We start from the raw sequence: 20053 nt of genomic DNA on the forward strand, positions 1-20053 counted from the left end.
ATGATGCGGCAACCAGAACACACAAACGCATGTCCCAGACACCCAACAGCATGCCAACACACTCAAAACTTCTATCTTTTGCATCAAAAACGTTGCACAACAGCACGCAGGTAAAAAGTTGCTTCTACAGCGCCCCACAATAGGCACCGGGTATGCGTCCACCCGATTTACATAACGGCAGCAGCACCACACACGGGCACTCAACCACCACACCTGACACCCCCGCACACAACCGTGTACACAACATGCCAGGAATAAAAAATAATAATGCTCCTTAGAAAGGAGGTGATCCACCCGCACCTTCCGGTACGGGTACCTTGTTACGACTTCGTCCCAATCGCCGATCCCACCTTCGACAGCTCCCTAACGAGTTTGAGCCACTGGCTTCGGGTGTTACCAACTTTCATGACGTGACGGGCGGTGTGTACAAGGCCCGGGAACGTATTCACCGCAGCGTAGCTGATCTGCGATTACTAGCGACTCCGACTTCATGGGGTCGAGTTGCAGACCCCAATCCGAACTAAGGCCGGCTTTCAGCGATTCGCACCACCTCACGATGTAGCTGCGCGTTGTACCGACCATTGTAGCATGTGTGAAGCCCTGGACATAAGGGGCATGATGATTTGACGTCATCCCCACCTTCCTCCGAGTTAACCCCGGCAGTCTCTCATGAGTCCCCAACTAAATGCTGGCAACATAAGACAAGGGTTGCGCTCGTTGCGGGACTTAACCCAACATCTCACGACACGAGCTGACGACAACCATGCACCACCTGTACACCAACCACAAGGGAAACCGTATCTCTACGGCAATCTGATGTATGTCAAGCCCAGGTAAGGTTCTTCGCGTTGCATCGAATTAATCCACATGCTCCGCCGCTTGTGCGGGCCCCCGTCAATTCCTTTGAGTTTTAGCCTTGCGGCCGTACTCCCCAGGCGGGGCGCTTAATGCGTTAGCTACGGCACGAAAGACGTGGAAGTCCCTCACACCTAGCGCCCACCGTTTACGGCATGGACTACCAGGGTATCTAATCCTGTTCGCTACCCATGCTTTCGCTCCTCAGCGTCAGTAACTGCCCAGTAACCTGCCTTCGCCATCGGTGTTCCTCCTGATATCTGCGCATTTCACCGCTACACCAGGAATTCCAGTTACCCCTACAGTACTCAAGTTAGCCCGTATCGCCTGCACGCCCGGAGTTAAGCCCCGGAATTTCACAGACGACGCGACAAACCACCTACGAGCTCTTTACGCCCAGTAATTCCGGACAACGCTCGCACCCTACGTATTACCGCGGCTGCTGGCACGTAGTTAGCCGGTGCTTCTTATCTAGGTACCGTCACAAAAGCTTCGTCCCTAGCGAAAGGAGTTTACAACCCGAAGGCCTTCATCCCCCACGCGGCGTCGCTGCATCAGGCTTCCGCCCATTGTGCAATATTCCCCACTGCTGCCTCCCGTAGGAGTCTGGGCCGTATCTCAGTCCCAATGTGGCCGTCCACCCTCTCAGGCCGGCTACCCGTCGACGCCTTGGTAGGCCATTACCCCACCAACAAGCTGATAGGCCGCGGGCTCATCCTACACCGAAAAAACTTTCCACCACCGACACTAAACGATGGTCCTATCCGGTATTAGACCCAGTTTCCCAGGCTTATCCCGAAGTGCAGGGCAGATCACCCACGTGTTACTCACCCGTTCGCCACTCGAGTACCTTGCAAGCAAGGCCTTTCCGTTCGACTTGCATGTGTTAAGCACGCCGCCAGCGTTCGTCCTGAGCCAGGATCAAACTCTCCACAAAAAGGCTCGTGAAAAGCCCAAACCTAACCAAAATAAGACAAACCACACAAACACCCACAACCAAAAGCCGCAGAATGCCCATGTAGCTGACAAAAAAAATACTACAAAAACTGACCCCAACCCGACGGGGCAAAACGAGGCCAGAAACATCATCACACACAAATGCAAATCAGTAATCACAATGCAGCCAATGAAACACTTAAATGTTTACAGTAACGCCCTCATTACAAGGCGCCACCCGGCACACACCACAACCACCAACACACCATGCGCAACAACACAAAAAATAAAAAAGTACATTGGCACACTATTGAGTTCTCAGACAACGTCACCACACCACAACCCCATGACGGCACAAAACCACCACAAAGAAGATAAGCGAGTGTTTAGCCAGCACCTGTTTTCCTCCCGCCACACAACCAGAAACAATCAATTCCTGTGGGGCGCTGTCGGTCGCGCTGACCTAGATAAACTTACACACCACACAAACCAAACACAAATCCCCAGCACAACACACAAAAACAGCCACCAAGAAACCGCAGTTTTAGGCACTAGTTTTGGTCTGCACCGGGGACGTCGAAAAGCTTGCCCTCGCGGAGTGGGCAGCTAGTAGATCTCTGGCTCCTCCACGCTCACTCGTTGCACGTTGGCGCCAAGGCGGTTGAGATTTTCCACGAAGTGCGGGTAACCGCGGTCGATGTGATAAACGTCGTGCACCACCGTCTGCTCATCAGCTACCAAGCCTGCGAGGACCAGCCCCGCACCAGCGCGGATGTCGGAACTCCACACATGAGTCGATGAAAGCTTGTCGATTCCGCGAATGACCACGTGATGGCCATCCACTTGTGCATCAGCACCAAGGCGCAACAATTCATCGACGAAACGGAAACGCGATTCGAAGACATTCTCGGTTATCACAGAAGTGCCATTGGCAATCACCGAGAGGCCGATTGCCATGGGCTGCAAGTCCGTCGGGAAGCCGGGAAAAGGCAAGGTTTGGTAGTCCACGGCGTCCGGACGGCGATCCATCTTGGCGCGGAAACCATTCTCGTAGGTTTCGATGTGGGCGCCGGCAACCTTGAGCTTCTCCAACGGGAGGTGCAAATGGCGTGGAGAGATTCCACCGACAGTAATGTCGCCCTGCGTCATGACCGCCGCGTAGGCCCAGGTGCCGGCGACGATCCGGTCACCGACCACCTCGTGGGTGGTGGGACAAAGCTTGTCGACGCCCGTGATGGTCAACGTCGATGAGCCGGCGCCGTCAATCTGCGCACCCATGGACATCAGCATGTCGCAAAGGTCCATGATCTCTGGCTCACGCGCAGCGTTGTCCAGAGTGGTGACCCCGTCCGCGAGCACGGCTGCGGTCACAATGTTTTCCGTGGCACCCACGGAGGGGAAGTCCAACTTGATGTGCGCACCGCGCAGCCGGTCTACCTCGGCAACGACAGCGCCATGCTCAATGCGGGTGGTGGCCCCCATCTTCTCGAGGCCGGACTGATGCATATCCAACGGGCGAGAGCCGATCGCGTCGCCGCCTGGAAGAGCGACCTTGGCCCGGCCGCAGCGGGCGGTGAGGGGGCCAAGCACACATACGGACGCACGGAACTGACGAACTGCATCAAAATCGGCATCGGAAGACAGCTCGCTCGGGGTGGTGATGGAGACGGCCCCGCCGTCAACGGTGACCTCGCACCCCAGCCCTTCGAGGACCTTTTGCATGAGCGGGACGTCGAGAATCTCCGGGCAATTGGTCAAGGTGGTGGTACCTTCGGCCAACAGGGCAGCCGCCATCAGCTTAAGCACGCTGTTCTTGGCGCCATCCACCTTCACGGAGCCTTGCAGGCGGGCTCCCCCTGAAACTAAGAATTGATCCTTCACGCCCACCAACTTACCGGGAAATCTAGCGCGCTGGCTTTCTTCCCCGGCGCGCCATCACGGCAGGGCGCCAATACGGCGGGCAGCGTTAACGGCTTCGTACCGGGTGTGCGCGCCAAGTTTACGCATCACGGAACGCAGGTAAGACTTGACGGTTTCAGCACCGATGCCCATTTCTGCGGCGGCTTCGACGTTGGTATGGCCAAGCGCGACGCAGGACAAAACGTCCAATTCGCGCGCGGAGAGCTTGGTGGTCTGCTTGACCCGCACTGGAGAGACCATTTGATCACACAGAGACTCCAGTTCCTTGCGGAGCGCCTCGTCTTCCACCCGGTTAGCAAGCATGCGCAGCTTCGAGTGGGTGGAACGCACCTGTTCCCACTCCGCACCATTCATAACGTGGCTGCCTACCCCAGCACCCTTAGCGCCGTCGCCACGGCGCAGCGCTGCGGAGATCGCGAGCTCCTGCTCGAGAATTCGGGCAGTGGTGGTGACCTCTTCGATGACCTTGTCACCAAGGCGCACCGGGGAATGCACACCAACGTAGAGGACGCCGCGCACCTCACGGCGAACAATAACAGGGACAGCTACTAGCGAGTGCAGGCCCTCGTCTTGGATGACGGAGTCCTTCTCGTGGGTGATGGTGGTAGCGCGCGCGTAGTCGGTGACACCCACGGGGCGTCGAGTAGCGACGACGCGACCACCAAGGCCCACGCCGGGCTCCAGGACGAGGTCCTGCAGCGCCGGGGTCCGGAGGCCAATCCAATGGGAGATGTGCAAGCGATTATCACTATGCAACGTCGCGAACATCGTGACCGGGATGCCGGTCTCGTTCTTCAGCGCTGTGAGTGCCGAGCGGATCGCTTCTGCGTCGTCTTTGATTCGTACTGAATCCATGACCTCTCCTACTGTCGCCGATACACCCGTTAAGGTGCACCCGAAATTTGCTGTATGTAACAACAAAATTCCAAAAATTTCGCTTGCGCGGGGCTATATGGGGGTAATAGTAGCCCCTCAGTTTTGAATCTCCCAATTGCCCCTCGCGCATCGCAGTCGTATTCTTTGACCCCCTTCACTAGGCGGTATATCCACAACCTCGTTTCTAGACTATGCGCTGGACAAATAGTAGATTAGTAGACCGTTTAGTCTACTAACAATATACTGGAAAGTCTAGAAATGTGGTGTACCATCCAGGGAGTAGAAAGAATTGAAATTCCCAATCCGCAAAGGAAGTACACCTCATGGGCAAGATTTATAACAACATCCTCGACACCATCGGCGGCACCCCGCTCGTACGCCTCAACCGCCTTACCGAAGGCAAGGGCGCGACGATCGTGGCCAAGGTTGAGTCCTTCAACCCCGCTAACTCGGTGAAGGACCGCATCGGTAAGGCAATTATCGACGCTGCGGAGGCTTCCGGCGAGCTCAAACCTGGCGGCACCATCATCGAAGCCACCTCTGGCAACACCGGCATCGCTTTGGCGCTGGTCGGCGCGGCGCGCGGCTACACCGTGAAGCTCACCATGCCGGAGACCATGTCCAACGAGCGCCGCGTCCTGCTGCGCGCTTATGGTGCAGAAATCGTCCTTACACCTGGCGCAGCCGGCATGCAGGGCGCCGTCGACAAGGCAAACAAGCTCCTGGAAGCCGAGCCGAACGCAATCCTGGCCCGGCAGTTCGCCAACGAAGCCAACGCCGCTGTCCACTACCAGACCACTGGCCCGGAAATCTGGGAGGACACCGACGGCCAGCTCGACGCCTTTGTTGCCGGCATCGGCACTGGCGGCACCATCACCGGTTCCGGCCGCTACCTCAAGGAACAGAACGCCGACATCAAGGCCATCGCCGTTGAGCCCGCTGCTTCCCCGCTCCTGACCGCGGGCAAGGCCGGCCCGCACAAGATCCAGGGGCTGGGCGCCAACTTCATCCCGGAGGTTCTGGACCGCACCATCCTGGATGAGGTGCTGACCGTGTCCAACGAGGATGCCATCGCCACCGCACGGAAGTTGGCCACCGACGAGGGCCTTCTGGTCGGCATTTCCGCGGGCGCTAACGTACACGCTGCTCTCGAGCTAGCGGGCCGCCCAGAGTACGAGGGCACGACCATCGTGGTTGTTCTCCCTGACTTCGGTGAGCGCTACGTCTCCACCGTCCTCTTCGAGGACATCCGCGACTAAGCGGCAAGCCCACTCGGTCGCCGTAGACTAATGTCCGCGGGGCGCGAGAGTAAAGAGTATGCTCAGTCCCCATGAGCATCATCGCGAGGATCCGTGAAGACCTAAAGAACGCCCGCGACCATGACCCCGCCGCGCGCGGGGACATGGAAAACGCCATTGTTTATTCCGGGCTGCACGCCATTTGGTCCCACCGAATCTCCCACTGGTTATGGCTACGCGGATTTAAAGGCCCCGCCCGCATCCTCGCGCAGGCAACCCGCTTACTCACCGGCGTGGAAATCCACCCCGGGGCTACAATCGGTCGCCGATTCTTCATTGATCACGGTATGGGCATCGTCATCGGCGAGACCGCCGAGATCGGCGACGGCGTTATGCTGTACCACGGCGTCACCCTGGGCGGCCAGGTCCTGACGCAGACCAAGCGCCACCCCACTATTGAGGACAACGTCACGGTGGGTGCGGGCGCGAAGGTCTTGGGCCCCATCACCATCGGCGAGGGCTCCGCCATCGGCGCCAACGCCGTGGTCACCAAGGACGTGCCTGCTCACCACATCGCGGTGGGCATCCCCGCCACCAACCGCCCGCGCCGCAAGGAAGAGCGCATCAAGCTGGTGGATCCGGACTATTACATCTAGCGCTCCAACAAGCGCAAGAAGCTCCTAGCCCTCGGCTACCATGTCCTGGTAATCGGGGGTTTTGTCGATGAAGCCCTGAACCGCCGAACAGGTCGGCACCACCTTCAAGCTCTCCGTGCGCGTGGCGTCCAGTGCGGCTTGAATGAGCGGCTTCGACAGCCCCCGCCCCTGAAACTCCGGGTAGATTTCCGTGTGGTCAAATTCGCGAACGTTAGCCGCCGGTTCCACTGTGGCGTCTGCACCGGCGCTAGGAGTCCCCTCGTTGTACGCCGCGAAGCCAGCCTCGTGGCCGTCCACGGTGACGACGAAGCGCGAATTCTCCACATCCTGGCGCACTTCTACTGCCGGGTTGGACTCTGCGTTCTTGCCATCTGCGTTTGTCATGGCGCCCAGTATGCCAAAAACACCCTCGGATTAACTGGACGTTTCCTAGTTAATTCGAGGGTGTGATTGTGGCCAGAGCCAGGATCGAACTGGCGACCCCACACTTTTCAGGCGTGTGCTCTACCGACTGAGCTATCTGGCCAAGATTGCCACAAGGACAACCTTGCGACCCTGACGGGACTTGAACCCGCGACCTCCGCCGTGACAGGGCGGCGCGCTAACCAACTGCGCCACAGGGCCTTTTCAGTTTTATGCTCCGCAGCCCTCTTCAGCTCGCTGCGCGAACCTTTGAGGCACTCCTTTGCACGAGAATTCACTTTACACAGCTGGCTATGAATCGCACAAATCGCCAGGTAAATGCCCGATTCACGCAAACCTAGAAGAGTACTTCCTCAACACCCCGCCCACACCGAGACCGCTAGCGTCCTCGGCACGCGGGTCTATGCGACAAAAAGAAACCTCCCGACACCACTATGGATGCCGGGAGGCTAAAAACAATGGCGACCCTGACGGGACTTGAACCCGCGACCTCCGCCGTGACAGGGCGGCGCGCTAACCAACTGCGCCACAGGGCCATTGCTATTCAAACGTACGAAAAGTCCTGAACTTTTCGTACCCCCAACGGGATTCGAACCCGTGCCGCCGCCGTGAAAGGGCGGTGTCCTAGGCCGCTAGACGATGGGGGCCTGCCGCATCACGCGCACGCGCTGTTGCGACTTATCAAAATATACTTGACAGCTACGGTGGAAACAAAATCGGCAGCCACGCTGCGGCGTTACCCCCACACACTTTCTCTTTGCCACGGCGGGTGGGATAATCAGTGTCTATGAGCGCCACCGATAATGCCCCCTCTCCTGCAGCCCCCACGGCAGCCTCAGATACCACTGCTACGTGTGCCTGCCACGAGGCGAACGTGCACGGCTACAACGAGGACAAAGACAAATACCTCATGCGCCTCAAGCGCATCGAGGGGCAGACGCGGGGCATTCAGCGGATGGTGGACGAGGACCAGTACTGCATTGACATCATCACCCAGATCTCCGCGGTAACCTCGGCGCTGGAGAACGTCGCCCTAGCGCTTCTCGACGACCATATTTCTCACTGCGTCACCGGGGCCGCCGCCGAAGACGGCGAGGTGGCGCGCGAGAAGATCGACGAGGCAATGAAAGCCATCAAGAAGATGGTGAAGAGCTAGCGCGCCTTCCTAGCCACGCGTCCGTAAAGCGCGGTGAAATAGTCGCTCATCACCGGGTAGTAGTCCGTCTCGAGGTCCACGGCAACAACGTCCTCGCCGCGGTATGCGACCGCGAGGCGGTCCATGTAGAACTCCCAACCCGGGCCTATCGACGCCGCGCCCTCGGCATCCTCAATCGCGTGCAACAGCTCAATGGCGCCGTCCTCGACGCGCATCTCCGGCACCCACATGCCGGCGTCCACGACGAGCTGTTCGTCCGGCACGCACTTCTTGATGGCGACAGGCATGGGCGGGCCGGAAGTGCACCTTGCCTTCACTATCCCGCGTCGCGGTTGGAGTAGCCATGTCCCCTACTCGACTGCGGTCTCGGCGCCAGCCGCCCGCTGTGAGCCCCGCAAAATTTACGTTGTGAGCGCAAGTGACGGTTTTTCAGGCCGATATTGCGTGACTTGCGCTCACAACGCAAAAACCGCGTCACACGCCCGGCGGTGAGCGCAGAAGATCAGCGATGAGGGATCAAATAAGGGATCCCCATGACCTAGCACCCCAACGACAACACCCCATACACCGCGTTTATGCAGCGTATGGGGTGCTTGCTGTGGGCCCTGCGGGGCTCGAACCCGCGACCTGCGGATTAAAAGTCCGTAGCTCTACCAACTGAGCTAAAGGCCCAACGAACACATAGTTTAACCCGCCGGGCTGGCCCAGCAAAAACTAGGTCAATTCGGCGGGTGAAACAGGTTCCGAGCGACGTTTAGACGTCGGCGTCGCGCATGTCGCCGGTCTCGGCGAACTTAATCTGGAACTCGAAGGCGGACTTCAGATCGTGCGGGGTGTGTACGAACTTGCCCTGCATACCGCGCTCGAAGTAGCTGGTCAGTGCCTCACGGTAATCCGGGTGAGCGATGGCGATAACCTTCTCGGCGCGCTCGCGCGGAGCCAGGCCACGCAGGTCAGCGACACCGTACTCGGTGATGATGACCATGGTGTCGTGCTCCGTGTGGTCGGTGTGGGACACGAAAGGAACGATGGCGGAAATCTTGCCGTCCTTCGCCACGGACGGGGACACGAAGGTGGAGATGTAAGCGTTACGGGTGAAGTCACCAGAACCGCCGGTGCCGTTCATAATGCGGGTGCCGCCCACGTTGGTGGAGTTGATGTTGCCGTAGATGTCACCCTCAATCATGCCGTTGGAGGAAATCAGGCCGACGCGGCGGATGACCTCAGGGTGGTTGGACACCTGCTGCGGACGCAGGATGATGTGGTTACGGTAGCGATCTGCCTCCGCGTTCATCTTCTCTGCGTAGTCCGGGGACAGCGCGAAGGACGTCGCGGACGCCATGGTCATTTTGCCGGCGTCGATGAGGTCGAGCATGCCGTCCTGGATAACCTCGGTGTAGGCCTGGATGTTTTCGAACTTGGAGTCCAGCAGGCCTGCCATCACGGCGTTCGGGACGTTGCCCACGCCGGACTGCATGATGAACTGGTCGTAAGCCAGGCGGCCAGCGGCGACCTCGCCTTCCAGGAACTCGATGAAGTTTGCAGCGATCTTCTCAGACACCTCATCCGGGGCCTTGAACGGAGCGTTGCGGTCCGGAGCGTTGGTCTCTACGACCGCTACGACCTTCTCCTGCGGAATCTCGATGTAGGAGGTGCCCACGCGGTCAGAGACCTTGGTGATCGGGATTGGCTGACGGTTAGGCAGCTTCTCAATCTTGTAGATGTCGTGCATGCCCTCCAGGTTGAGGGACTGCCACTCGTTGACCTCAATGATGATCTTGTCAGCGGCATCGATGTACTCGAGGTTGTTGCCCACTGCGGAGGACGGGATGATGTTACCCTCTTCGGTGATGCGCACGGCCTCAATGATGGCGACCTGGAAGTCACCGTAGAAGCCCTGCTCTACGTGCATGCCGATGTGGGACAGGTGCACGTCCTGGTACAGGATCTCGCCGGAGTTAGCCTTGTTACGCAGGACCGGATCGGAGTTGTACGGAGTGCGGAAGCGCAGTGCGTCTGCCTCCGCCAGAACACCGTCTGCGTCCGGTGCGGTGGACGCGCCGGAGAAGACGTCGATCTTGAACTCCTCGCCCTTCTCGTGCGCCGCACGCGCCTTGTCCGCGATGGCCTGTGGGAGAGCCTTCGGGTAGCCGGCGCCCGTGAAGCCGGAGATGCCTACGCGGTCGCCATGATTGACAAACTGCGCCGCCTCGTCAGCAGACATCACCTTGGACTGGAAAAATTCGTTCGCGATCCTCTCGGACATGCGTTTTACCTCCTTGCAGGAAGGACATGGCCAGACAACGTACGTTGGCCCCCTTCAATTAAAGTTACACAGACCACATTAGCGAACTTTCCCAAATCTTTTCCAATAGTTTGCAAAACTTTGACAGGCCTCCCACCCGGAGGGTTTCGTGGCCGTGCCCCACGCGGGCGTCGGCAAGCCAGCGAAGATTTCATATTTGCCCTCAGACCTGCACAGGGAGCACAATGGGGCCTTGTGAGTCTGCGAATTGGAAAGATTAACCTCGAATCCCCCGTCATCCTGGCCCCGATGGCAGGGGTAACCAACGTGGCTTTCCGCACCCTGTGCCGCGAACAAGAGCGCGCGCTGACTGGCACCGTGTCGGGACTCTACGTCTGCGAAATGGTGACCGCGCGAGCACTCGTGGAGCGCAATGAGAAGACGATTCACATGACGACGTTCGCGCCCGACGAGGACCCGCGTTCCCTGCAGCTCTACACTGTGGATCCGGAATATACTTACAAAGCCGCGAAGATGATCGTGGACGAGAATTTAGCCGACCACATCGATATGAACTTCGGCTGCCCCATGCCCAAGGTCACCCGCCGAGGCGGCGGCGCTGCGCTCCCCTACAAGCGGCGGCTGTTCGGCCAGATTGTGGACGCCGCGGTGCGCGCCACGGAGGGCACGGACATCCCAGTAACGGTAAAGATGCGCATCGGCATCGACGATGAGCACCGCACGCATCTCGACGCCGGGCGGATCGCCGTGGACATGGGCGCCCAAGCCGTCGCATTGCACGGCCGCACCGCTGCGCAGCGTTACTCAGGCGATGCGGACTGGACAGAGATCGCCCGCCTCAAGGAGCACCTGGCGGAGTCGGGGGTACCTGTGTTGGGCAATGGAGATATTTTCAAAGCCACCGACGCCTCGGACATGATGGCGCAATCCGGGTGCGACGGCGTGGTCGTGGGGCGTGGCTGTCTGGGACGGCCATGGTTGTTCGCTGAGCTGTCCGCCCAGCTGCGCGGCGAGCCTATCCCGGAGGAACCGACGCTGGGAGAAGTTACTCGCATTATTTACCGCCATGCGGAGCTGCTGGCCTCGCATGATGGCGAGCACCACGCCTGTCGCGATATCCGCAAACATATGGGCTGGTACCTGCGCGGATTCCCCGTCGGCGGCGAGGTCCGCGCGCAGTTGGCACGGGTGGAATCGCTGGCGCACCTCAAGGAGATGCTGGAGCCGTGGGCGGATTCTACTGCTAAGGCTAACGACGCCGACGGGGCCCGCGGGCGCCAGGGTTCCCCGGCGAAGGTGGCGCTTCCCGACGGCTGGCTTGACGACCCCGAGGACGATACCGTGCCGGTCGGCGCGGAGATTGAAAATTCCGGCGGATAAATTTCGCCGCACGCCAACGCATACTTTCCCCTAATATGGATTCCATGCGTACCGCCTATCGTGAGAACCTTGACAACTTCGCACACGATCTCATCATCATGTGCGATATGGTGGGTTCGATCATGGACAAGGCCACTGAAGCCCTGGTGCATTCCCGGCTCGAGCCCGCGGAAGAAGCCTTGTCCACCAGTGATGACCTGGAAGATATTCGCCAGCGTTGCGAAGAACGCGCCGTGAAGCTCTTAGCACTGGAGAACCCCGTGGCCTCCGATCTGCGCCAAGTGGTCTCCTCCATTTATATCGTGGAAGACCTCAACCGAATGGCCAGCTTGAGCAAGCACGTGGCCAAGGCTGCTCGCCGTCGCCACCCAGACCCGGCGGTGCCTGAGGCCTACCGCGGGTACTTTGTGGAACTTGGCCGACTGGTGCGCCACATGTGCGAAACCACCCGCAGCCTCCTGGTCAGCCCGGATACCACCGTGGCGCTGCAACTGACCAAGGACGACGACGCGGTTGATGACATCAACGAGCACCTGCTCACTGCGCTCACGATGAAGGAGTGGGAATACACCACCCGCGAGGCCGTCGATCTTACGTTGCTGGCGCGCTACTACGAGCGCTTCGCGGATCACTGCGTCAACGTCTCCGCCCGCATTGTCTACCTCACCACCGGACTCACCCCAGACCAGTACCTGGCCGAGCGCGCCGAGGCCAAGGACAGGGAAGAGATGCTCCGACATTTCCAGGATCTGGAGAAGCAGTTCCACGGCCGCTCCAGCCCCCGCCCCACCGATGCCCCTGAGGGTTAAAGCCGCGTTAACACAACTGGCAGGCGCGCCCAGCCACCCACGGGGAATTCCTCCCTCTGTGGCGCGGCCGCGGTCCCCTGTTCGGGACGTTCGAGCTTGAACTGTGTTAATAGTTCCTCGAAGAACGCTCGCAACTCCACCATGGATAGCGGTTTGCCGGGGCATTCGTGCGGCCCCGTGCCCCATACGAGGTTGCGCTCTGCGTTGGCTTCGGGCGCAAAGGTGTCGGGTTCCGGGAAGGCGCGCGGATCACGGTTCGCCGCGGTCCAGTGAATGCGCACGCGCTGCCCAGCCGGTAGCTCAAGGTCGCCGAGCTTCACTGGACAGGTGGTGATTCGACGGTTGGACACAAAAGGATCGTCAATGCGCAGGATCTCATCCGCGATAGAGGTAAATTCCACCTCCTTCACCCCTTGGCGCAACCGATCCTGGAGTGTGGTGTCGTCGCACAGGCGCGCGACAATCACCCCGATGCAGCGCGCCATGGAGCCGAGGTCGCCGGCCGTCCAGTTCCGCAGGATGGAAACAACTTCTTCACCCTCCAAGCGTCGCCCCAAGGAGGTATCGTGCACGAGCGCGCTTGTGACGTCCTCTCCTGGATTGTCCACGCGCGGCGTGATGACGTCCCCGATGATGGCGTCGAATTCCGCCGCCACCGCTGCCGTGCGTTCCAACTCCCCGGAGCGGGTGGCCGCGGAATTCTCCTGGACCCATGCCAGCAGGCGCGGCTCCAATTCCTGCGGCCATCCTAGCCAGGCCAGCATGGCACGGACGGCATAGACCTCGCCGAGTTCACTCACGGCGTCGACAGTGCTGCTCCCAGGAAATGACTTGAGGAGCTCCCGGGCGACGCCGCGGAAGGTTGCTTCGAGCTTCTCGACGACGCTGACGTTGAGGTAACGGTCAAGGAGACCCCGCATGGCGGTGTGCGCCTCACCGTCGAGACCATTCGGCAGTTGCATGAAGCGGGACACAGCCGACGAATAGCGCATGGGGTCCTGCGCGACCGCAACGGCCTCCGCGTGTCCGGCAACTACCACTTCGCCAGTGTCTTCTCCCCCAGGCGAACCGCCATGGACAACTGGGCAACCGGTGCTGTGGACGCTCTCCGCCCAGCGCTGGGATCAGTTCCTGACTGTGATTCGTGGTAGCTCATATGTCCCGAGTTGAGGCGTGAAAACTGAGGCGAGCCCGGCACCACCCGCGCGTGCGGGAGTGCCGGGCTCGTTGCTCGGACTATGTGCGTGCTGGTTTAGCCGAAGCGACCAGCGATGTAGTCTTCGGTTTCCTTCTTGTCAGGATTCTCGAAGATCTTGGTGGTGTCGTTGAACTCCACCAGGTGGCCCGGCTTACCGGTTGCCTCCAGGGAGAAGAAGCCGGTCTTGTCGGACACACGAGCTGCCTGCTGCATGTTGTGGGTCACGATGACGATGGTGAAGTCTTCCTTCAGCTCGTGGATGAGGTCCTCCACGGCCAGGGTGGAAATCGGGTCAAGAGCGGAGCAAGGCTCGTCCATGAGCAGAACCTCTGGCTCCACTGCAATCGCACGAGCGATGCACAGACGCTGCTGCTGACCACCGGAGAGGCCGCCGCCCGGCTTGTCCAGGCGGTCCTTGACTTCTTCCCAGAGGTTCGCGCCGCGCAGCGACTTCTCTGCAACTTCCTTGAGCTTCTTCTTGTTCTTCTCACCGGACAGCTTCAGGCCTGCCACAACGTTGTCCTCGATGGACATGGTGGGGAACGGGTTAGCCTTCTGGAACACCATGCCGATGGTGTTACGCACCGCCACTGGGTCAATGTTCTTGCCGTAGATGTTCTCGCCGTCGAGAAGGATCTCGCCCTTGACGGAAGCACCGGGGATAACCTCGTGCATGCGGTTGAGAGTGCGCAGAACGGTGGACTTACCACAGCCGGAAGGGCCGATGAAAGCGGTCACTGCCTGTGCCGGGATCTGCATGTTGACGTTCTGTACAGCGTGGAAATCGCCGTAGTAAATGTTGACGTCATTAAGTGCAAGCTTGGACATCATTTACTCCTGTTGGGGATATGAGAGGGGTGATTATTTCTTGACTGAGTACTTAGCGGAGATGATGCGTGCGCCAATGTTCAAAAGGGCGATCAGCAGCACCAGCGTAAACGCGGCACCCCACATCTTGTCCAGGACGTTTTCGGTAACGCCGGCCTTGTACATATCGAGCATCATCAGTGGCAGCGAGGACATCGGGCCGTCCATCGGGTTGGTGTTCAACGCGGAGGTCGAGCCCACCAAGATCAGGACCGGTGCGGACTCGCCCATGATGCGCGCGATCGCCAGCATGATGCCGGTGACGATGCCGGACAGGGCGGTCGGCAGAACAATCTTGGCGATGGTCTTCCACTTCGGAACGCCCAGTGCCAGGGAGGCCTCGCGCAGGTCCATTGGAACCACGCGCAGCATTTCCTCGGTGTTACGAACAACCACGGGAATCATGAGCAGGAGCAGCGACCAGGCCACAGCCATACCGGAGCGGTCGAAGCCCATGGTGGTGATCCACGCTGCGTACACGAACAGTGCGGCGACGATGGAAGGAACACCGGAGAGGATGTCCACCATGAAGGTGGTGATGCGACCCAGCCAGCCGCCGGTGGAGTACTCCACCAGGTAGATGGCGGTGAACACGCCAATCGGGATAGCGACCACGGAGGCGATCAGGGTCTGGATGAAGGTACCGGTGATGGCGTGCAGCGCACCGCCGCCCTTGGAGTGGTACATCGTGCCCAGCATGTCCTCGGTCCACCACTCGGCGCGCAGGGTGACGGGGAGGCCCTTGACGATAAGCTCCCACAGGACCCATACCAGTGGAATCAGTGCGATCAACATGCACAGGTAGATGATGACGGACGCGATAGTGTTGACGGCCTTACGGCTGCCAGAGATGTCAGTGAAAGCGGAGGAGCCATTGACCTTCGAGGAGGTCGGGGCAACAGTCTTGTTAGTCATTGTTTTCTCGCTTTCTACTTGCTAGCCACGATCGCACGGGCGATAGCGTTGACCACGAAGGTCAACACGAACAGGACCAGGCCGGCGGCGATGTACGCACCCGAACGGGTCGGGTCGTTAAACTCCGGCGCGGCACGAGCAATCGCGGTAGCGAAGGTCGTACCACCATCGAACAGGGACCAGCGGAACTCGGTGGACGGGCCCACGACCATGTACAGCGCCATGGTTTCACCCAGCGCACGGCCGAGGCCGAGCATCGCACCGGAGATGTAGCCGGACAGACCGAACGGAAGCACGGTCATGCGAACAACTTCCCAACGCGTTGCGCCCAGAGCCTGAGCAGCCTCGATGTGGCCCTTCGGGGTCTGCACGAACACCTCACGGGCGGTGGCGGCGATGATCGGAAGAATCATCACGGCCAGAACAATGCCACCGGTGAACATGTTTCGGGCGGTGCCGAAGGACGGGGAGTTGGAGTAGGTGGTGAACAGGAAGAAACCGCCCGCCCACGAGTGCAACCACTCGTAGAACTTGGACAGCAGTGGGCCGAGAACGAGCCAGCCCCACAGGCCGTAGACGATCGAGGGAACGGCAGCGAGCATGTCAACCAGGAAGCCCAGAGGCTTCACCAGGTTCTTCGGGCAGTAATTAGCCAGGAAGATAGCAACACCGAGTGCAATCGGCATGGCCAGGACGAGCGCCACAATAGACATCGTGACAGTCGCGGCGAAGAGACTCGGGATACCGAAGGACATGTTGGCCACGTCGGAGGTGTCCCAGTCGCCAGAGTAGGTGAAGAAGCCGCCAATGCCATTGGCGTTGTTCTGCATCGCCGGGACGGCTCGGATAACCAGGAAGACACCAATCGCCGCGATGAAGATGGTAATGAGGCTGGCCGATGCGGTGGACAGGAATTCGAAAATGCGGTCACCGGGGCGCTTTACGCCGCCTTCAGCAACGAGCTCGGGTTGCTCTTCGGGCTTGGTCGCCGTGGTGGTCGGAACTACAGAGTGGCCGTTGATGTCGCGGTCGTCCGCGATCTCGACGTGGTCACCTTTAGTCGAGTTGTAATCTGCCATGTGGCTAGGATCCTTCAACTTCGGAGAATATACAATGCAAGTGGCACAACAAATAAGTGTGCTTAACGTAACTATGCCCCCACAGCGGTCTCGCGTGCGGGGGCCAGTTATCTAGTCCAGCGCGCCACTCGATTGCGGGGCACTGGACATTCAATCACAACCTAGGAGGCTGAATTACTTAGCCTCGATTGCCTTGACTGCCTCAACCAGGCGGTCGTAGTGCTTGCCGGTGACTGGGATGTGGCCAGCCTCGGTCAGGCCCTCATCCTGGTGAGCCAGAGCGGTCATCAGGAAGTCCTTCACCTGGTTAGCGGTTGCCTCGTCGTAGCCCTTGGAGCAAACGATCTCGTAGGTGGTCAGGATCATCGGGTATGCGCCCTCATCCTTGGAGGAGAACAGAGCCTCGGAGTCAACAACCATGTTGTTGCCCTCGCCCTTGAACTTCAGGTTCTCCAGAGCCTTACCCACGGACTCTTCGTTCAGCTCGGCTGCGCCGGCACCGAAGTCAATCTTGGCAACGCCCAGGCCAGCCTGGACAGCGTGGGAGTGCTCAACGTAGGTGACGCCACCGTCAATCTGGGAAACCTGGGTGGTCACGCCGGAGGAGCCGTCAGCACCCTCACCAACACCGGTCGGGAAGTTCTTACCCTCGCCCTTCCAGTCCGCAGCAGCGGAGAGGAACTTCTGGAAGTTGGAGGTGGTGCCGGACTCGTCCGCACGGTAGACAACCTTGATGTCCTTGTCCGGAAGCTCAACGCCCTCGTTGTCCTTCTTGATGGCGTCGTCGTTCCACTTCTTGATGTCGCCCTTGAAGATCTTGGCAACGTTCTCGGTGGACAGGGTCAGCTCGTCAACGCCCTCCAGGTTGTAGGCGATAGCCACAGGAGCGATAACGAACGGCAGGTGCCAAGCCTCGGAACCCTCACAGCGCTTTTCTGCTTCCTTGACCTGCTCCTCGTCCAGAGGGGAGTCGGAACCAGCGAAAGCAACCTGGCCACCCAGGAACTGGGTCTGGCCGGAGCCGGAGCCGGACGGGGTGTAGGAGAGGGACTGCTTGCCGTCAGTCATTTCCTGGAACTTCGCTGCGAAGTAGTCCATGGCGTTCTGCTGAGAGGAGGCACCCTCAGCAACGAGCTGGCCCTCAGCGTCAGACAGCGCGTAGCCGCCTGGCATTTCAGCCTTCTTAGCTTCCTTGTCGGAGGAGGAGGAGTCGGAGCAAGCCACGAGAGCGGAGGAGCTTACAGCTACGACGCCGAAGATAGCGGCGGTGCGCTTAAAGTTGCGAATCACGGGAAAACCTTTCCGGTGCAGGTCAGTCAGTACATAGTCCGAGCAACACCGAGTCCTACAAATGTAGAAAGCGGAGTCCGCACCTCACCCCAAGCGCCTAGGTCCCCAGGCCTTCTTGAGGCAAAGCACAGTCGCCTGTTGCTCACGTCTGGCAAAGCTATCCGGCACAGGTTAAGCGCAAGGGGCATTTACGGTGAACAAAAGGTTAACAATCCAGAATATGACATGACACTTATCACATCACGCGTACACCGCATGCTCCTCACGCACCTCGAACCCGTAGGCACGATACAAACCCATAGCCGATTCGTTATCTGATTCGACATACAATATAACCAGTTCAGAGCCTGTTTTCACGAGGTGTTGTAGACCCGAAACGAGGAGCGGTTTGCTCAATTTTTGCCCCCGAAACCCCTCGCCAACGCCGATCACATAAACCTCAGCGGTCGCAGGGGTTTCGGCGTTGTGGCGCTTCATCCAGTGGAACCCCGCTAGCCCTGGCTCCCCCCTATCGGGGAGGTTCCATAGCAACATGACGTCCTCTGGACGATACCAATCCGTCTCTCGCGCGCGGTCCAGACGAGCTGCGTCCCAGCCCCCTTGCTCGGGGTGCCAAGAAAACGCCTCGTTATTCACTCGCAGCCACTCCGAGTCCACCAGCTCCTGCCCCCAACGCTCCGCGGACTCGGTGTAGTTCAGCAATTCAAAGCCCCCGGGCATCTGGATGGCCGACGCCTCCCCCGCGACGTCGATAAGCTCCTGCCCACCGAGCCCCAGCACGACGAGGGATCGCTTCTTGCTCAGCCCCAACGACTCCGCACAACGCTGTGCCGGCTCCAGGTTGCCGTGCGCCCACAGCTGCAATCCCGGCGCGCCCGCCGTAATATGCTCCACCATCTCCTTCGCCACTCCGCGGCGACGGAACATCGGCGCGACCACCAATTCTGCCTGCGCCGGAGTCACCTGCTCTGTCTCTTCTTGCTGCGCCGGGGCCAATGCCGCAAATCCCACCAATTGACCCTCGCACAACGCAACCACATGCATATGGCCAATCCTCACGTCGCTGAGGCCGCGGAGGAATTGTTCTGACAGCGGCGGCACTCCGTCGGCGGACTCCGCAGCTTCTACTACCAGCTGCGCCGCGGCCCGGAGTCGCTCGGCGTCGGGGGCGTCCGGTGACGCCAGGTTCAGCAGATGGAAGTCCAGGTGCGAATCAAACTGCTCATCATGAGACTCAATAGACATAGCGCCCAGGATAATGCGGTATGAATAGATGGTGTGACTGTCGTTAATCTGCCTGCGAAAACCGCCCGGCGCCTTCGAGCCGCACTCATCTTTGGCGGCGTCGTGGCAGCGCTCGGCGCCGCCGACTCAGGCATCGCCATCCACGCAGAGCATGTTGTGGCGCAGCACGTGCAGGACAACTCCCGCTTGGAAACGGCCCCCAACGTCTTTATCGGCGGGCTCCCCTACGCCCAGGCCTTTATTTCTCAAGAAATTCCACATATGGCAGTCAATGCCCTGGACGTGGAGGTGCCCGAGTTTGGCATGGTCAACGCCTCGACGGTGCTGCGTGACGTCACCGTCACCCCGCAGCAGGCACTCTCTGGCGATCTTGACGACGCGCCGGTGTCCTTGCTGTCCCGCAGCATCAGCATCGACGGAGTGTCTCTGGGCCGCGTGCTCGGAATAACGGACCTGTCCATCGCAAACCCCGATGACATCTCCCCCGGCGGCGGCATCACCACCGAAGCGGAGCTCACCGGCACAGCACCGGGCACGAAAGAAAAGTCAACAGTCTTGGTGACTCTCCGCCTCCACGGCCCGCGCTTTGACATGACCCCGGTGAAGGTCGTGTCCGCCCCAACGGACTCCCCGCTGAGCGAGGAGGAGCTCAAGGAGGCATTTTCCTATTCGATGGATACCCGACGCCTGCCGCTTCCAAACCAGGCAACATCGGTGCGCATGACCAACGGTGCAATCACCTTCGATGTCCAGCGTCACAACGTCAAACTGGCAATGTCTTCGCTGTCGCCGCTGGAGGAAGAAGGGGAATTGGGCGAGCAATTCAAGCCCAAGCAAGACCCGAACCCGTTTTCCTCGGTGAACAAGGATAAGAACAGCGAAGAACCCGACGAGAAAAACTCCGCGCAGGACGCCGCAGGGTCCGCGGACCTGAACCGGTAGGG

At 59.7% G+C, this 20053-nt stretch carries 17 protein-coding genes, 5 tRNA genes and 1 rRNA gene; 6 read left to right on the plus strand and 17 right to left on the minus strand.

Annotation, left to right across the window (positions count from 1 at the left end; translation table 11 throughout):
* Window positions 1–278: 278 nt before the first annotated feature.
* From H0194_RS03650 to ramA, 3 genes are all read right to left on the minus strand, one after another.
* Window positions 279–1792, minus strand: a 16S ribosomal RNA gene (locus H0194_RS03650).
* Window positions 1793–2397: 605 nt separating this feature from the next.
* Entirely contained in the window at window positions 2398–3672 is a 1275-nt protein-coding gene (gene murA, locus H0194_RS03655) for a UDP-N-acetylglucosamine 1-carboxyvinyltransferase (RefSeq protein WP_185176483.1), read from the minus strand.
* Window positions 3673–3726: 54 nt separating this feature from the next.
* The gene (ramA, locus tag H0194_RS03660; RefSeq protein WP_185176484.1) at window positions 3727–4566 is read right to left on the minus strand and encodes an acetate metabolism transcriptional regulator RamA; all 840 of its coding nucleotides are present in this window, start codon (window positions 4564–4566) and stop codon (window positions 3727–3729) included.
* Window positions 4567–4910: 344 nt separating this feature from the next.
* Here ramA and cysK point away from each other — a divergent pair, with 344 nt between their 5' ends.
* Together cysK and epsC are read left to right on the plus strand one after the other, a co-directional pair.
* The gene (gene cysK, locus H0194_RS03665) at window positions 4911–5846 is read left to right on the plus strand and encodes a cysteine synthase A (protein ID WP_185176485.1); all 936 of its coding nucleotides are present in this window, start codon (window positions 4911–4913) and stop codon (window positions 5844–5846) included.
* 71 nt (window positions 5847–5917) lie between these two features.
* Entirely contained in the window at window positions 5918–6481 is a 564-nt protein-coding gene (gene epsC, locus H0194_RS03670; protein WP_185176486.1) for a serine O-acetyltransferase EpsC, read from the plus strand.
* Between the two features lie 24 nt (window positions 6482–6505).
* Here epsC and H0194_RS03675 read toward each other — a convergent pair whose 3' ends face one another.
* The 5 genes from H0194_RS03675 to H0194_RS03695 all read right to left on the minus strand — a co-directional run bounded on the left by H0194_RS03675 (window position 6506) and on the right by H0194_RS03695 (window position 7551).
* Window positions 6506–6865: a GNAT family N-acetyltransferase gene (locus tag H0194_RS03675; RefSeq protein ID WP_185176487.1), complete on the minus strand. Its 360-nt coding sequence runs from the start codon at window positions 6863–6865 to the stop codon at window positions 6506–6508.
* A gap of 69 nt (window positions 6866–6934) precedes the next feature.
* A tRNA-Phe gene (locus H0194_RS03680) sits at window positions 6935–7007 on the minus strand.
* Window positions 7008–7031: 24 nt separating this feature from the next.
* A tRNA-Asp gene (locus tag H0194_RS03685) sits at window positions 7032–7105 on the minus strand.
* A 258-nt stretch (window positions 7106–7363) separates the two neighbouring features.
* A tRNA-Asp gene (locus tag H0194_RS03690) sits at window positions 7364–7440 on the minus strand.
* 38 nt (window positions 7441–7478) lie between these two features.
* Window positions 7479–7551 (minus strand) — tRNA-Glu (locus H0194_RS03695).
* Window positions 7552–7691: 140 nt separating this feature from the next.
* Here H0194_RS03695 and H0194_RS03700 point away from each other — a divergent pair.
* The gene (locus H0194_RS03700) at window positions 7692–8060 is read left to right on the plus strand and encodes a metal-sensitive transcriptional regulator (RefSeq protein WP_185176488.1); all 369 of its coding nucleotides are present in this window, start codon (window positions 7692–7694) and stop codon (window positions 8058–8060) included.
* Here H0194_RS03700 and H0194_RS03705 read toward each other — a convergent pair.
* The 3 genes from H0194_RS03705 to scpC form a co-directional block, all read right to left on the minus strand.
* The gene (locus tag H0194_RS03705) at window positions 8057–8347 is read right to left on the minus strand and encodes a hypothetical protein (RefSeq protein ID WP_185176489.1); all 291 of its coding nucleotides are present in this window, start codon (window positions 8345–8347) and stop codon (window positions 8057–8059) included. The two genes, H0194_RS03700 and H0194_RS03705, sit on opposite strands and share 4 nt — an antisense overlap.
* 312 nt (window positions 8348–8659) lie before the next feature.
* A tRNA-Lys gene (locus H0194_RS03710) sits at window positions 8660–8732 on the minus strand.
* A gap of 82 nt (window positions 8733–8814) precedes the next feature.
* Entirely contained in the window at window positions 8815–10326 is a 1512-nt protein-coding gene (scpC, locus tag H0194_RS03715) for a succinyl-CoA:acetate CoA-transferase ScpC (RefSeq protein ID WP_185176490.1), read from the minus strand.
* Window positions 10327–10560: 234 nt separating this feature from the next.
* Between scpC and dusB the strand changes: the two genes are divergently transcribed.
* Both dusB and phoU read left to right on the plus strand, forming a co-directional pair.
* Window positions 10561–11706, plus strand: a complete 1146-nt coding sequence (dusB, locus tag H0194_RS03720; RefSeq protein ID WP_185176491.1) for a tRNA dihydrouridine synthase DusB — start codon at window positions 10561–10563, stop codon at window positions 11704–11706.
* A gap of 44 nt (window positions 11707–11750) precedes the next feature.
* Window positions 11751–12515: a phosphate signaling complex protein PhoU gene (phoU, locus tag H0194_RS03725; protein WP_185176862.1), complete on the plus strand. Its 765-nt coding sequence runs from the start codon at window positions 11751–11753 to the stop codon at window positions 12513–12515.
* Here the strand turns inward: phoU and H0194_RS03730 are convergent.
* The 6 genes from H0194_RS03730 to mshD all read right to left on the minus strand — a co-directional run bounded on the left by H0194_RS03730 (window position 12512) and on the right by mshD (window position 19109).
* A complete protein-coding gene (locus H0194_RS03730; protein ID WP_246389049.1) occupies window positions 12512–13555 on the minus strand; it encodes a cytochrome P450 in 1044 nt (347 codons plus the stop codon). The two genes, phoU and H0194_RS03730, sit on opposite strands and share 4 nt — an antisense overlap.
* A 212-nt stretch (window positions 13556–13767) precedes the next feature.
* Window positions 13768–14541 (minus strand): phosphate ABC transporter ATP-binding protein PstB, encoded by a 774-nt coding sequence (pstB, locus tag H0194_RS03735; RefSeq protein ID WP_185176864.1) that lies wholly within the window; start codon window positions 14539–14541, stop codon window positions 13768–13770.
* Between the two features lie 33 nt (window positions 14542–14574).
* On the minus strand, window positions 14575–15495 hold the full coding sequence (pstA, locus tag H0194_RS03740) for a phosphate ABC transporter permease PstA (RefSeq protein WP_185176492.1): 921 nt from the start codon (window positions 15493–15495) through the stop codon (window positions 14575–14577).
* Window positions 15496–15509: 14 nt separating this feature from the next.
* A complete protein-coding gene (gene pstC / locus H0194_RS03745) occupies window positions 15510–16574 on the minus strand; it encodes a phosphate ABC transporter permease subunit PstC (protein ID WP_185176493.1) in 1065 nt (354 codons plus the stop codon).
* A gap of 174 nt (window positions 16575–16748) precedes the next feature.
* Window positions 16749–17864, minus strand: coding sequence for a phosphate ABC transporter substrate-binding protein PstS (gene pstS, locus H0194_RS03750; RefSeq protein ID WP_185176494.1), 1116 nt, complete (start codon window positions 17862–17864; stop codon window positions 16749–16751).
* Between the two features lie 240 nt (window positions 17865–18104).
* A complete protein-coding gene (gene mshD, locus H0194_RS03755) occupies window positions 18105–19109 on the minus strand; it encodes a mycothiol synthase (RefSeq protein WP_185176495.1) in 1005 nt (334 codons plus the stop codon).
* A gap of 33 nt (window positions 19110–19142) precedes the next feature.
* Between mshD and H0194_RS03760 the strand changes: the two genes are divergently transcribed.
* A complete protein-coding gene (locus tag H0194_RS03760; protein ID WP_246389050.1) occupies window positions 19143–20051 on the plus strand; it encodes an LmeA family phospholipid-binding protein in 909 nt (302 codons plus the stop codon).
* Window positions 20052–20053 lie beyond the last annotated feature (2 nt).

The sequence above is a fragment of the Corynebacterium incognita genome, from assembly GCF_014217255.1.
GTDB classification, from domain to species: domain Bacteria; phylum Actinomycetota; class Actinomycetes; order Mycobacteriales; family Mycobacteriaceae; genus Corynebacterium; species Corynebacterium incognitum.